This is a genomic window from Amycolatopsis solani (assembly GCF_033441515.1).
Lineage (GTDB): Bacteria > Actinomycetota > Actinomycetes > Mycobacteriales > Pseudonocardiaceae > Amycolatopsis > Amycolatopsis solani.
Map to the genome: position 1 here is coordinate 4,452,068 of NZ_JAWQJT010000001.1, position 13,755 is coordinate 4,465,822.

13 protein-coding genes are annotated in these 13,755 nt (G+C 72.9%); 7 read left to right on the top strand and 6 right to left on the bottom strand.

Annotated elements, in window-relative coordinates; genetic code table 11:
* Nucleotides 1–31 precede the first annotated feature (31 nt).
* The 3 genes from SD460_RS20760 to SD460_RS20770 form a co-directional block, all read right to left on the bottom strand.
* On the bottom strand, nt 32–592 hold the full coding sequence (locus SD460_RS20760; protein ID WP_290062076.1) for a GNAT family N-acetyltransferase: 561 nt from the start codon (nt 590–592) through the stop codon (nt 32–34).
* A gap of 598 nt (nt 593–1,190) precedes the next feature.
* Nucleotides 1,191–2,000: a DNA-formamidopyrimidine glycosylase family protein gene (locus SD460_RS20765; RefSeq protein WP_290062077.1), complete on the bottom strand. Its 810-nt coding sequence runs from the start codon at nt 1,998–2,000 to the stop codon at nt 1,191–1,193.
* A gap of 3 nt (nt 2,001–2,003) precedes the next feature.
* Nucleotides 2,004–2,897: a ParA family protein gene (locus tag SD460_RS20770; protein ID WP_290062078.1), complete on the bottom strand. Its 894-nt coding sequence runs from the start codon at nt 2,895–2,897 to the stop codon at nt 2,004–2,006.
* A gap of 106 nt (nt 2,898–3,003) precedes the next feature.
* Here SD460_RS20770 and SD460_RS20775 point away from each other — a divergent pair, with 106 nt between their 5' ends.
* The 3 genes from SD460_RS20775 to SD460_RS20785 all read left to right on the top strand — a co-directional run bounded on the left by SD460_RS20775 (nt 3,004) and on the right by SD460_RS20785 (nt 6,120).
* Complete coding sequence (locus SD460_RS20775; RefSeq protein ID WP_290062079.1) at nt 3,004–3,732, top strand: methyltransferase domain-containing protein; 729 nt, start codon at nt 3,004–3,006, stop codon at nt 3,730–3,732.
* Nucleotides 3,733–3,832: 100 nt separating this feature from the next.
* The gene (locus tag SD460_RS20780) at nt 3,833–5,047 is read left to right on the top strand and encodes a DNA polymerase IV (RefSeq protein ID WP_290062080.1); all 1,215 of its coding nucleotides are present in this window, start codon (nt 3,833–3,835) and stop codon (nt 5,045–5,047) included.
* Nucleotides 5,048–5,715: 668 nt separating this feature from the next.
* On the top strand, nt 5,716–6,120 hold the full coding sequence (locus SD460_RS20785; RefSeq protein ID WP_086863787.1) for an SCO2097 family morphological protein: 405 nt from the start codon (nt 5,716–5,718) through the stop codon (nt 6,118–6,120).
* A 135-nt stretch (nt 6,121–6,255) separates the two neighbouring features.
* On the opposite strand, the gene SD460_RS20790 is transcribed toward SD460_RS20785, so the two are convergent.
* From SD460_RS20790 to SD460_RS20800, 3 genes are read right to left on the bottom strand one after another with little or no spacing between them, the layout of a single operon-like run.
* A complete protein-coding gene (locus tag SD460_RS20790) occupies nt 6,256–8,751 on the bottom strand; it encodes a transglutaminase TgpA family protein (protein WP_290061514.1) in 2,496 nt (831 codons plus the stop codon).
* On the bottom strand, nt 8,748–10,022 hold the full coding sequence (locus SD460_RS20795) for a DUF58 domain-containing protein (protein WP_290061512.1): 1,275 nt from the start codon (nt 10,020–10,022) through the stop codon (nt 8,748–8,750). The genes SD460_RS20790 and SD460_RS20795 overlap by 4 nt, the downstream gene beginning before the upstream one ends.
* Before the next feature lie 28 nt (nt 10,023–10,050).
* The gene (locus SD460_RS20800; RefSeq protein WP_290061509.1) at nt 10,051–11,118 is read right to left on the bottom strand and encodes an AAA family ATPase; all 1,068 of its coding nucleotides are present in this window, start codon (nt 11,116–11,118) and stop codon (nt 10,051–10,053) included.
* Nucleotides 11,119–11,424: 306 nt separating this feature from the next.
* Between SD460_RS20800 and SD460_RS20805 the strand changes: the two genes are divergently transcribed.
* The 4 genes from SD460_RS20805 (at nt 11,425) to SD460_RS20820 (ending at nt 13,636) form a co-directional block, all read left to right on the top strand.
* Nucleotides 11,425–11,775 (top strand): hypothetical protein, encoded by a 351-nt coding sequence (locus SD460_RS20805; protein ID WP_290061506.1) that lies wholly within the window; start codon nt 11,425–11,427, stop codon nt 11,773–11,775.
* Nucleotides 11,768–12,304, top strand: a complete 537-nt coding sequence (locus SD460_RS20810) for a DUF3558 domain-containing protein (protein ID WP_290061503.1) — start codon at nt 11,768–11,770, stop codon at nt 12,302–12,304. Before SD460_RS20805 ends, SD460_RS20810 begins: the two co-directional genes overlap by 8 nt.
* Nucleotides 12,305–12,380: 76 nt before the next feature.
* Entirely contained in the window at nt 12,381–12,884 is a 504-nt protein-coding gene (locus tag SD460_RS20815; protein ID WP_438860694.1) for a PPE domain-containing protein, read from the top strand.
* Nucleotides 12,881–13,636 carry an ESX secretion-associated protein EspG gene (locus tag SD460_RS20820; protein ID WP_290061498.1) on the top strand — a complete coding sequence of 252 codons (756 nt, stop codon included), beginning with the start codon at nt 12,881–12,883 and terminating at the stop codon, nt 13,634–13,636. Before SD460_RS20815 ends, SD460_RS20820 begins: the two co-directional genes overlap by 4 nt.
* Nucleotides 13,637–13,755 lie beyond the last annotated feature (119 nt).

Below are 13,755 nucleotides of genomic sequence, written 5' to 3' on the forward strand. Positions count from 1 at the left end.
CCGAGCGTCGCTTTCACGTGAAAGCGGCCACTCAGTCGCGGGCCTTCCACTCGTCTTCGAGCATCGCGTAGACCATCTCGTCGGTCCACTCGCCCTTGACGATCTCGTTCTCCTTCAGGTGCGCCTCCCGGCGCATCCCGAGGCGCTCCATCAGCGCGGCGGACGCGGTGTTCCGGCCGTCGCACCGGCCGATGACGCGGTGCAGCCCCAGGTCTTCGAACGCCAGCCGCAGCAGTTCGGTCGTCGCTTCCGCGGCCAGGCCCTTGCCGTGGTGGTCGGGGTGGAAGACGAACCCGATCTCGCCCTGGCGGTGCTCGCTGCTGAGCCACTCGAGGTTCAGGTCCCCGATCAGCTGCCCGGTCGACGCCAGTTCGACCGCCACGGCCAGGAACTGCCCTTCCTTCGTCAGCGTGGAGCTGTGCACGCGCTTCGCCAGCGCGGCGGCCGATTCGGCGCGGCTGCGCGGGCCCCAGTAGAGGTAACGGGCGACGTCCGCGCGGGACTGGAAGGAGTTCAGCGCGTCGAGGTCGCCGGGCGTGAACGGGCGCAGGAGCAGCCGATCGGTGGTGATCGGGTAGTCGGGCCTGAGCATGCTTCCAGGCTAGCGACCTTCAGCCGTCCGGGGGACAGAACGGCGAAACGCTGATCGCCGGACGGTCGTCCCGCGACGCCGGGTGGCATGACCTGCACAGATGAGCAACGTAAGGAACCCCCGGGGTGTCTCTCGAACGCCGTCAAACGTTCGAGCCCGAGCCGGACTGGTGCTCGGGAACCCCGGGGGCACGGTGACTGCCTGGTATTCGCTATCAGGCATCACGTGGAGCAGGCGATGAGCCAGAAGGTGGCTCAGCTGTAGCGCTGCTCAAAGTCCTCCACGTGCCATCCGCTAGCGGACAGCCACCTCACGAGTCCTGTTGGAATACAACTTTGGACCACCTCCTCTCTCGTGTACCTCCACGCTAGGCGAAGGTCCCGAGATCCGGCAATGTCATTTTCCTCATCTCACTCCGCAGACCGGCTTCGCGCGGGATCCGGTGCGTCGCAGGCTGTTCCAGCAGCGCGGACCAGCCGGGCGTTCGCGCAGCGCGAACACGAGTGCCTCCTGTCCGGCCCGCACGCCCTTTTCGTCCGGGAGCTCCCCGGGTGGGCCGGCGGGGTGCCGGACCGCGGGCGTCGGCACGGCACCGCGTCTACTGCGGCGGGTACGGTCCGGCCTGGTCCTTCGGGCAGAACCAGGTCGGGCGCCGCTGGACGTCGTGGCCCTGCGTGCGGATCAGGAGCCGTCCGCCGCAGCGGAAGCAGCCCTGGCGGGTTCGCTCGTAGACCCAGTTCTTGCGGTTGCGGTCGAGGTGGCCGGTGGTGCTCTGGTCGAAGTACCCGGAGCGGGCGTTGGCCAGCAACAGCTTGCGGGCCAGTGCGGCCGTGGTCCGAGCGTCCACTTCGGACACCGGGGTCCACGGCGTGACCCCGAGCAGGAAAGCGATTTCGCACTTGTACAGGTTCCCGACCCCGGCCATCACGCGCTGGTCGAGCAGCGCGAGTCCCAGCTCGCGGGCCGGGTCGGCGGTCAGGTTCGCGACCGCGCGCGCCGCGTGCTCTTCCGTCCACTGTGGATCGAGCAGGTCCGGGCCGAGGTGGGCGACGAGGTCGTGTTCCTTCGGCGTGGGCACGAGTTTGAGGTCGTGCACGCGGAAGCCGATCACCTGGACGTCGGCCGCGGTGAGGAGCACGCGGGCGTGGTGCCCGGGCCGCCGCCACTTCGCGCCGGCGGCGTAGACGTCCCACATGCCGTCCATCAACAGGTGGGAGTGGAGGGTGAGGTCGCCGGAGAAGCGCGTGAAGAGGTGCTTGCCGACCGTGCCGACGCCGAGCACCTCGCGCCCCGCGAGGTCCACAGTGGCCAGCTGGGGGACGCGGAACTCCCCGCGCAGCAGCGTTTTCCCGGCCAGCGCCTTGGCGAAGCGCTTCGCGACGAGGTAGACGGTGTCACCTTCGGGCACGGCTCACCCCGCCGATTCGGACACCTCGGCCGGCGCCTCGGGGGTCTCGGGTGCCGGGCCTTCGGGCCAGTCCGGGCCGTCGGGCTCCTCGCCCGCGACGCGGTGCCGTCCCGCCCGGTTCGAGCGCAGGATCTTCGCCAGCACCATGTTGAACGTCAGCGCGATCTCCTGGGCGCCGGGGGAGTGCCACTCGTGGATCGGGCTGCACGCGCCCTGGGCCTGCTGCACCGCCAGCCGGTCGGTGATCGCCGTCGGCATCACCAGCGAACCGAAGTTCTCACGCAGCTCGGCGATCCGGTACTGGTGCTCGTAGGAGCGCACGCGCAGCTTGTTGACCAGCACGCCGATCGGGCGCAGCCGGGGGTTGAGCTCCTTGCTGATCTTGTCGATCGCCTCCAGTGCCCGGTGCGCGCCGGCGACGGCATACATCGTCGGCTCGGTCACGATGAGCGCGCTGTCCGCGGCGACCAGCGCCGACTTCGTCAGCCGGCCCAGCGACGGCGGGCAGTCCAGGACGACCAGCTCGTAGGGCAGCTCGCCCAGCGGCTCGCGGTGCAGCTCGTCCAGCGCGCGGGAGAAGTTCGCCAGCCGCTCGCTGTCGGCATCGGGGTCGTTGAGCAGCTCCAGGTCTTCGGAGCCGACCAGGACGTCGACGTCCTCGCTCCAGACGCTGGGCGCGATCGCGCGTTCGAGCATCTCCCGGGTCGGGGATTCGAGCACGTCCGCGAGGGTGGCGTCGGTGAACGGCGGGTCGAGCGAGGTGGTGGCGTTGCCCTGCGGGTCGAGGTCCACCACCAGCGTTCGCGTGCCCCTACGCAAGGCGGCGGAGGCGATACCGAGAGCGACCGTCGTCTTGCCGACGCCTCCCTTGAGGCTGAGTACGGCGACCGTGTGCACGACGACCAGCCTACGGGTGCGGGCGAGGCGCGCCGTCGGGCAAGGGGCGTTCACTCGAAGGGAGGAGCCGGGGAGGCGGGCGGGGGCGGGCACTACCCTGTGCGGCATGAAGACCGAGACCGTGGCCGCCCGGGGTTCGGGCGCCGTCCGCCGGGTGCTCGAGGCCGAGCTGAAGGCCGCCCGCGCCCGGGGCGCCGAGCACCCCCGCGTGGTCGACGTGGGCGGCGGCAGCGGCGGCTGGGCGGTGCCGTTCGCGGCGGCGGGCTGCCGGGTGACGGTCGTCGAGCCGAGCCCGAACGCGCTGGCCACGCTGCAGCGCCGCGCCGAGGAAGAGGGCGTCTCCGAGCTGATCACGGTGATCGCGGACGACTCCGACGCGCTGGGCAGGCACGTCGAGGCCGGCTCGGCCGACCTGGTGCTGGCGCACGGCCTGCTGGAGATCGTCGACGACCCGGCGGCGGTGCTGACGGCGCTGGCCACGGCGGTCGCCCCGGGCGGCGCGGTGTCGGTGCTGGTCGCCAACCGCCACGCGGCGGTCCTCCAGCGGGCCCTCTCCGGCCGCGTCGGCGAGGCCCGGCAGCTGCTCGAAAGCGCTTCCGGCGTGGTGCCGGGCGACACGGTGCTTCGCCGCTTCGACGCGGAAGGACTGCGGGCCGGGCTGGAGCGCGCGGGCCTGGACGTGACGCTGCTGCAGGGCGACCGGGTGATCTCGGACCTGGTGACCGGCGACGTCCGCGAGGAGGACCTGGCGGACTTCGAGCGCGCGGCGGCGGCCACCCCGGCGTTGCGCGAGATCGCCGGGCGCCTGCACGCGGTGGCGCGGCCCCCGGCCTGACCGGCGGATTCCGGCCGTCGCGCTCGGCGCGAGCGGGAATTGTCGGTGGTGCCGGGTAGCGTCCGGGGACGTGGGGCGAAATGCTGAACTGCCGGGCGGGATGGCCCGGTTCCGCGTCCGGTCCGGCGAGCCGGTGCCGGACGACACCGGCTGCGGGATGCTGCACGTCGACATGGACGCGTTCTTCGTGTCGGTCGAGCTGCGCACCCGCCCCGAGCTGGCGGACAAACCGGTGGTCGTGTCCGGCGGCGGCCCCCGCGCGGTCGTGGCGGCGGCGAACTACCCGGCGCGCAAGTTCGGCGTCCGGTCGGCGATGCCGTTCTCGACCGCCAAGCGGCTCTGCCCGCACCTGATCAACATCCCGCCGACCTCGGGTCTCTACGGCGAGGTCTCGCGGGGTGTCATGGCGATCTTCCGCGAGCTGACGCCGCTGGTCGAGCCGCTGAGCCTGGACGAGGCGTTCCTGGACGTCAGCGGGGCGCTGCGCCGCCTGGGCGCGACGCCGGCTTCGCTGGGCGCGCAGATCCGCGCGCGGGTCGAGGCCGAGCACGGGATCACCTGCTCGGTCGGTGTGGCGAAGGTCAAGTTCGTGGCGAAGCTGGCGTCGGGCATGGCGAAGCCGGACGGCATGGTCGTCGTCCCCGCGGCGGAGACACTGGCGTTCCTGCACCCGCTGCCGGTCTCGGCGCTGTGGGGCGTGGGCGCCCGCACCGAAGAACACTTGAAGCGGCTGGGCCTGGACACGATCGCGGACGTGGCCGCGTTCCCACCGGAGCGCCTGAAGAAATCCCTCGGAACGGCGATCGGCGAGCACCTGTACCGCCTGGCCCACGGCGTCGACGAGCGCGCGGTGGTGGTCGACTCCCCGGAGAAGTCGATCGGCGCCGAGCACACCTTCGACGTCGACCGCCACGACCGCGCTTCGCTGGGTCTGGAGCTGCTGAGGCTGTCCGAGCGGGTGGGGGCGACGCTGCGGGAGCGGGGCGTGCGCGGCCGGACGGTGTCGATCAAGGTGCGGTTCGCGGATTTCCGGACGATCACCCGTGCTCGTACGTTGATCTCGGCGACGGACGTGGCCCGCGAGATCCACGCGGTGGCGGTGGCGTTGCTCACGGAGCACGCCCCGACGGGCGCGGTGAGGTTGATCGGGGTCCGGGTCGAGGGGCTCGACACGGGGGAGGTGGGGGAGCAGCTGTTGTTCGACTCACGGGAACCGCGCTGGCGCGACGCGGAGGTGGCAGCGGACGTGGCAAGGTCGAAGTTCGGCTCGGCAGCCGTGCGGCCGGCGTCGCTGCTGGGACCACGGGAGCGGTGAGGGGGCTTGCGGGGTGCCGCCCCGGTGCCCCTGCTGTCTCCGGATGGCTCGGCGGCGATCGGTCCCCGCGGATCGCACCCGCTGATCACCTCGCTCCCGCCGCGGTAGTCCCATCGCCGCTCACCGACATCCGGTCGGACCGCCGCACCCCGGGCACTCCGCTGCCGCCTGCCATGATCGGCCGCCCCGCCGCCCCGCCGCCCCGCCGCCCCGCGATCCGGCCGCGCCGCCGTCCGGTGTGATCCGGCCGACTTGCCGCCTGATGCGCGCCCGCCGCGATCCGAGCGGCCCGCCGCACCCCACCGACGCACCCCGCCGCGCCCCGCTCACCGACCACCCGACCGGCCGCCCCCCCCCCGTCTTCCGCCCCATCCGACCCGCCCGCCCCACCTCCCTCCCACCCGCCTACGGAAGGTGATCTTCCGCTCGTTTCCCGTCCCCCACATCGCCGTCGAGGCCGTCAACCGGTCACGATGGGCCACGGTGACCGTCCGCGACGGGGTTCCGGCGGGATTTAGCCCAATTCGATCCCTTCTGGATGCGGGATCGGGTAGTCGTGCGGGCGCGGGCCTCGTATCCTGGACAGTGCCACCCCGCCTGGGGTTGGCTGTTGGGTCCAGGACGTTGCGCGGCCCGGCGCCCGCGACAGCTGTGCCGGAGGAGGAAAGATGCCACTCTCCGAGCATGAGCAGCGGCTGCTCGATCAAATCGAGCGCGAGCTCTATGCCGAGGACCCCAAGTTCGCATCCACGGTGCGTGGCACCCGGTTGCGTCGCCCCGCTCGCCGACGGCGTATTCAGGGCATCGCCCTGTTCGTAGTGGGCGTGGCCCTGCTGGTGCTGGGCGTGGTGGTGCCGCAGTTCCGGGTGGCCGACATCCCGCTGATCAGCGTGCTCGGGTTCCTCGTGATGTTCTTCGGGGTCATGTTGGCCGTCACATCGATTCGGCACGCCGCCGACGGAGACGGCAAGGGCGGTGGATCGGGCTCCCGTGGCGGCAAGCAACCAGGGCGCCGCAGTTCCTTCACCCAGCGGATGGAAGAACGCTTCCGCCAGCGCTTCGAAGAGCAGTAGCGCCGCAAGACCGAACGAGATCCGCGTCCGGCCGCCCAGGCTGGACGCGGATCTCTTTGTGTGCTCTACGCCTCGCCCCGGCGGGTCACCCACACCGGTGACAACGGGTGACCCCCGCCGGGGTGAGCCGGCGCCTCAGTCCCGGTTGCGGAACAGGGACTTCGGGAAGAGCCGTCCCTTCCAGGACAGCGGCGCGTTGCGGTGCAGGCTCCGCCGCAGGTGATCGAACGCCGAGGGCAGCGTCGGGTCTCCTTCGCCGTCTTCGCCGTACCAAGACCGCTCGACCACGCCGATGACCGTGCGCAGGCCTTCGCGACCCTCGTCGTCGAGGTGGTGCTTCGCCGCCAGCTTCTGGCCGGCCACGCGGACCGTGTCGCTCGGAGGGATCGGCAGGCCGCGGTCGGCGCACTCGGCCCGCAGCTCGGCCCACGCCGCGTCCGCCGCGCCCGGGCGGTGGCCGACGATCTCCTGCAGCCTTCGCCTTCTCCCGACGTCGCGGGCGGCCGAGGGGCCGAGCAGGCCCGCCAGCAGCAGCACGACCAGCAGGCTGAACCACCAGACGACCAGCCACGACAGCACACCGAGCACCGCCACCCACAGCGCGGTGGAGATCAGCGGCATCCAGTTCTTCAGCACCGCGCGGAACCCGGTCAGCGCCGGCACGCTTTCCGGCTCGGCTTCCGGCCGTCTCCGGTAGAGGAGGCCCGCGAGGATCACCTGCATCGTCGTCAGCACCGCGAGCAGCACCAGCACCAGGACCAGCACCCAGGCCCAGCCCGGCGTGCCCGATTCGGTCTGCTCCGGGCCCTGCGCCTGCGGGTTCTGACCGGCGTCGCGCGGGACGCCGGTCGGTGCGGCGCTCGACTGGACCGTGCTCGGCGCCACCTGGGTGTCGTCGGGCTGGTTGCCGTCCTGCGGACCAGCCTGCAGGTACGGCGGGGTGATGCCGCGGCCGTCCGACAGCGGGGTTGGGTCGAACGTCACCCAGCCCTTGCCGCCGAAGTACGCCTCGACCCACGCGTGCGCGTCCTGGGTGCTGATCGACAGGTAGTCGTTGACCTGGACGCCGGGGGTGAAGCCGATCGCCACGCGCGACGGGATGCCCGCCACCCGCAGCATCACGGCCATCGCCGACGCGAACTGCTCGCAGAAGCCGCGCTTGCCGTTGAGGATGAAGTCGGCGAGCGCGTCCGCGTCGTTGGCCGGCGCGGTCTTCGTGTCGTAGACGAAGCCGTTCTGCGCCGTGAAGTACCGCCAGATCGCCGACGCGCGGTCGAAGTCGTTCGACGCCCCCGCGATCAGCTGCTGGGTCTTCGCCCGGACGCGGTCGTCGACCCGGTCGAGTTCGGTGTAGCGCGGTGGCAGGTCGTCGACCTGCGGCGTCACGCGCAGTTCGGCGGCCGTCGGCTCCTTCAGCGACGCGTATTCGGTGTAGGACGGCGGGGTTTCGCTGCGCGTGGTGAACACCGTGCCGCTGACCTGGTCGTAGAGGTAGCCGTTGCCCGCGCCGTCGATCACCCGCGGCGCGCCGTACACCGGCAGCCAGTTGTCGCGCCAGCTCGCCGGTTCGACGTCGATCTTGCGCGCGGCGCCGGTGCCGTCGTCGCCCGGCGCGGCCGGCAGCTGCGGCCCGACCTGGACGCCCTGCTGCGAACGGCCCTCGTCGTGCAGGCCCCAGCCCTTGTTCGGGTAGAAGGTGTCCAGCGTCATCGCGCGCAGCAGCCGCCGGTCGGTGCCGAGGCCGCGGACCTTGAACAGCTCGCGGTTGGCGCCCTGGTCGAGCATCCCGCGCAGCTCGGTGAACGGCTGGATGCCGAAGCCGCCGGAGCCCGCGCCGGCGCCGTTCCCGCTGGTGCCGAAGGGAATCCGCCCGACCGTGCCGACCCACGTGATCGCGCCGCCGGACAGGCCGAGCACGATCGCCGCGCTGACGACCGCGACGGGCGCGGACAGCACGCCCTGCTTGCCGCTGCGGCCCGGTGCTTCGCGGGTCCGCCAGCGCCGGTGCCGGTGGTTGCCGTCGACGGCCAGCAGGCCGGCGAACGCGGCCCCGCCGAGCAGGAACGTCCACCACGGCAGCATTTCCTCGCTCAGCGCGGCCGGCACGGCGTAGACGCAGAGCAGCACGAGCCCGGTCGCGGCCGGTGCCGCGGCGGCCACCGTCAGCGTGTCGACCAGGACGGCGACCAGGCCGATCAGGATCGTCACCAGGCACAGGATCGGCTGGCTGCCCTCGACCGGCGGGAGCCCGGTCCGGATCTGCTCGGCGGCGGCCGAGAGCGTCGTGCCGATTTCCTCGAACGCGTCCGGCCCGGGGATCACCTGCAGGATCCCGTTCGTGGTGAACGCGCCGGTGATGAGGAACAGCAGCACCAGCAGCTGGCCGAGGCCGACCAGGACGGTCGGCACCTGCAGCGAGCGCAGCGCCAGCCCGGTCGCGCCGATCAGCAGGACCGCGACGAACAGGTAGCCGAACCACGCCAGGCCGGCCACGACGCTGGTCACCGACGTCGCCGCGCAGAGCGTCGCGATGCCGGCCGCGGCCGGGGCGAGCAGGCTGCTCCGCCAGGCCGACAGCGGGTGCTGGGACGGCGGGCGGTGCGCCGGGCGCGGGGGTGCGGAAGTGCTCATCGCTGGCCGCCGATCAGGGTGTGGCTGCGGGCGCCGCTGCGGCTGAGCTCGGCCCACACCTGCGGCATCGGCGAGCCCGGTCCGGCGACCACCACGCCCCAGCCGGCCGCGCGCAGCAGCGCGGCCGAGTCCTCGGTGGCGGCGGCCCGTTGCTCGGGCGCGCTCACCCCGGCCGACCACGTGGGCGTGTCGAGCAGGACGGCGAGGCTGCGGATCCCGCGCGGGCGGTACTGGGTGAGTTCGTGGACGGCTTCGGTGCTCACCGTGCCGAGCACGGCGATCAGCTCCTGGCCTTCGCCGGGGTCGCCGGCCAGCGTGATGTCCCGCTGGTGGGCCGGCTGCAGCGCGGCCAGCGCGTCGAGCAGGACGTTGTCGTAGTGGTCGCCGCCCTCGCCGGGGGTGTCGGCGAGGGTGATCCCGTGCTCGCTGACCAGCCGGACGCGGTGCCCGGACCGGCGCAGGTGCAGCGCGGCCGACGCGGTGAACGACACCGCCCACTCCAGGCTGGCGGCCGGGCCGCTGCCGTGGTGCGCGGCGGCGCGGTGGTCGAGCAGGACGGTGGTGCCGCCGCGCCACGGCCGTTCTTCGACGCGCACCATGATCTCGTCGCGGCGCGCGGTCGAGCGCCAGTGCACCTTCCGCAGGTCGTCGCCCTGCCGGTACTGGCGGACGATGACGTCGGCCTCGCCCTGCCCGGCGTGCAGCCGGACCGTGCCGTCGTCGCCGACGCCGATCCCGGCGCCGCTGGGCAGGCCCCACAGCGGGACCACCCGGGGCACGACGACCAGCCGCGAGTGCCCGATCAGCTCGCGCTCGAACTCGCACAGCCCGAACGGGTCGGTGATGGTCGCGCGCAGCGGCCCGACCTGCTGGATCCCGCGCAGCACCGGCTGCAGCGGGTAGCGCAGCGCGACCCGGCGGTCGTGCGGGAGCCGCTCGACGACGAACCGCGGGCGCGAACCCAGCGCGTACGGCACGCCGTCCTCGAGGAGGATCTCGCCGGCCGGCAGCCGTCCGCTGCGCCACAGCTCGAGCTGCACTTCGCCGTTGCCGCCGACCGCGACGCGCTGCGGGTGCAGCGTGCGGGTGGCGCCGATGCGCAGCCGCGTCGCCGAGATGAACGCGGCGACGAGCAGCGGCAGCGCCACCACGAACACCGCCACCCGCAGCAGGTCGCGCTCGTTGAGCACGAACGAGCACACCGCGGCGGCGATCCCCGCGGCCAGGAGGCAGCGGCCGCGGGTGGTCAGGCCGGACAGGGCACGCAGCATGCCGTTCTCTTCCCCTTCGCGCGCTCTATCAGGGCCGGGAGCCCTGCGGCACCGGCACCCGGTGCAGCACCGCGCGCACGACGTCGGTCGCCGACCGCCGCGCCGCGTGGGCCTCGGTGGTCAGCACCAGGCGGTGCGCCAGCACCGGGACCGCGACCGTGTGCAGGTCGTCCGGGACGACGTAGTCGCGGCCCGACAGCGCCGCCTGCGCCCGCGCGGCGCGGACGAGGTGCAGCGTCGCGCGCGGGGAGGCGCCGAGGCGGATCTCCGGGACCTGCCGGGTGGCCGCGACGACGTCGACGGCGTACCGGCGGACCTCCGGCGCCATGTGCACGCCCCGGACCGTCTCGATCAGGCGGTGCACGGTCTCGCCGTCGGACACCGGCTGCAGGTCGTCCATCGGGTTGTGGCCGGCGTGCTCGTCGACCATGGCCAGCTCGGCCTGCTGGTCGGGGTAGCCGATGGAGACGCGCGCGGTGAAGCGGTCGCGCTGGGCCTCGGGGAGGGCGTAGGTGCCTTCCATCTCGATCGGGTTCTGGGTGGCGATCACCATGAACGGCTCGTCGAGGTGGTAGGTCGAGGTGTCGACGGTGACCTGGTGCTCTTCCATGCACTCCAGCAGCGCCGACTGCGTCTTCGGCGAGGCGCGGTTGATCTCGTCGCCGACCACGATGTTCGCGAACACCGGGCCGGGCCGGAACTCGAACCCGCCGGTCTGCCGGTTGTAGATGGAGACGCCGGTGACGTCGCTCGGCAGCAGGTCCGGGGTGAACTGGATGCGGCTGACCGTGCAGTCGATCGACCGGGCGAGGGCCTTGGCCAGCGACGTCTTGCCGACGCCGGGCACGTCCTCGACCAGCAGGTGGCCTTCGGCGAGCAGGGTGACCAGCGCGATCCGGATGACGTCGGGCTTGCCGACCAGCACCCGCTCCACGTTGGCGGCGATCCGCCGGGCGGTTTCGTGCAGCTCGTCCAGCGACACTCTCGCGGGGCGGCCGGGGGCCCGGCCGTTGCCCGTGGACTCCGCCGGGTAAGGCGGCCGCCCGGATGCCTGCTCGCCCGATCCGGGCGCCGCAGACTGGATTCTCGACGTCACTCGACCTCCTGGTGGCGCGTGGCCGCGCGCATTGTGCGCACCGCCGGGCCGAACGGCCCCCATCGCTGCTGTCCGCGCGCAGCGACCAGCCTTCCATCCAGTGTGTCAAACCCGGGCGAACCTGGGGCCGGAACCCCGTGAAGCCCGGGCGATCACGCCTCCCACGACGGTTGATGACACTGCGCAAGCAGGGACGATACCCCGAACGGGTGTCTTGTCACCCGATTCTGGGTGCTCCCGCTGACACCCTGCTCTGTCGTATGCTCCGATTCGAGGTCGCCCGGCTACAGAGAGGCGTAACCGCTTATGAGCGACGTGCGCGCGCAACCGCCGTTCGACCTGCGCGGCTTCGCGGTCGCGCCCGAGCTGGCGGCGGACGCCTACGGGAAGCTCGGCCAGCTGCAGGACGTCGTCGGCGAGATGGTCCGCGAGGCCAAGGTGCTCGGCCGGACGGTGCCGCTCGGCGGCGGGTACGCGGGGGAGCTCGGGCGGTTCATGGCCGAGTACGGCATCGGCGGCCGGGGGTCGGCCGTCCAGCAGCTGACCGCGTTCGGCAAGGAGCTCGAGACGCTCAAGCAGCGGATCTCGGAGGCGCTGGCGAAGTACCAGCACGCCGACGAGCAGGCAGCGGACGGGGTGGACTGCACGGGTGGCTGATCGCTTGCGGCTGTGGTGGGTCCCGGTCGTGCTCGTGGCGCTCGCCGGCTGCGGGCAGGCGTCGCCGCGGACCGAGATCGGCCACGTCACGTCGTCCCCTCCTTCTTCACCGCCCCCTGTCGCGTGGACCGGCCTGGCCGCGATCGACCCCTGCACGCTGCTCGGTCCGCAGGACCGCTCGGCCGCCGGGGTGAGCGTGCTCGGCAAGCCGAAGGAGATCGCCGGCGCCCGCGCGTGCGACTGGACCGTGCCCGGCACCTTCGGCGTCACCGTGACCCTCAGCGAGACCGACGGCCTGGCCGACCTCGAAGTCGCGAAGAAGACCGCGACCAAGACGACGGTCGGCAGCCACCCCGCGCTGAAGGTGATGGACAAGAAGGCCGCCGACGGCACCTGCGCCGTGCTGCTGGGGGTCGGCGACGCGGCCAGCGTCCAGATCGACGTCAGCAACTCCGGCTTCTCGGACACCCCGCTCGCGTGCCGCCGCGCGGGCACCGTGGCCGGCCTGGTCGAACCGAAACTGCCCTGACCCCGAGAGGTGCGCTGTGCCCGACGTCCAACCGCCCGTCCCCACCGCGCGGTACGAGTCCTACAGCCACGAGGCCATGGCCGCGGAGGTCGAAGCGGGCAACGACCCGGTCGCCGCGGGCGAAGTGGGCGCACGCTGGGACGGGCTGGCGAAACGGCTGCAGGAGTCGACCGCCGAACTGGCCGGGCTGATCACGTCTTCGCAGGAAAACTGGCAGGGCGGCGCCGGCGACGCGGCGCGGGCCGCGCTCGGCCGGGCCGCGAGCTGGCTCTCGCACTCCGCCGCCGTCTCGTCGTCGGTCGGCCGCGCGGTCGGCGCGCAGGCGGAGGCGGCCGCGCGGGCCCGGGCCGACATGCCCCCGCCGGTGGGCTACGACCCGGCGTCGATGATCCGGGAAGCGGCGTCGTCCGGGAACCTGCTCGTCCTGGCCGGGCTGTCCGACGAGCTGGCGGCCCGCCGCGCCGAGGCGGAAGCCGCGCGCCAGAAGGCGATCGACGTCCTGCGCACCCGCGACGCGGCCCTGCACGGCCACGTCCCGGCCGAGACGTTCCCCGACGCGCCGTCGCTGGGGCAGGCTTGATCCGCGTCTCGGCCTCGGCGTTCGACATCCTCTGGACCGACCTCGGCCACGACCGCCCGCCGGAACCGCTGAGCGTCCGCAGCGTCGGCGGCACCGAGGAGGAACGCGCCGAGGTCCGCAAGGCGGTCTACGACAACCTGGCCGAGCGCGGGCTGTACGACGGGTCTTCACTGGAGCCGGCGCTGGCGGAGCGGCTTTCGCTGCTCGCGTCGGCAGAGGTCTTCGTGGCGTGCGAAGCGATGGTGGACATGACGGCTTCCGCGCCGTTCCGCGCGGTGACGGGAGTGCGCGGCCGCCGAGGCGTCCTGGCGACCCAGCCGGAGCAGACGATCGCCCTGTCGGCCATCCGCGACGCGGAGCTGTGCACGGCGATCATCGACGTCCTCCCGGAACTGACGGCGGGCCCGGGCTTTGGCGTGAGCCTGCCGGCCCCGGCCCTGGCGGGTTCGGTGGAGGACCCGGTGTTCTCGGCCCGCGGAGCCGCTTCGGCGGCTTCGACGGCCCAGCTGCGGGAGGTGCTGGCGATCCAGGCCCGCCCGGTGTACTCGGCGGGTTCGTTCAGCGTGAGCCGCCGTTCGGCGTCGGGACGGGTTACGCGGGTGGGCGGGTTGTCGTGGTTCGACACGGACGTGGGCGCGTACTGTGCCACGAAGACGCCGGGTCGGGGCGGGCAGGACTGGGTGAACGTGACCCCGGTGGACAGCGCCCGCCTGGCCGCGCGAGTCGCGTCCCTCCTCACCCCCGAGGACTGACCCTTCCCCGCCTGCCCCCGCCTCGAGGGTCGCGAATGACTCATTCGGGACCTCCGAGGGCCCCCCAGAGGCCAAAGCCGCCGCCCACCCGGCGGGCCCGGGGGGGGGGGCGCGCGGCC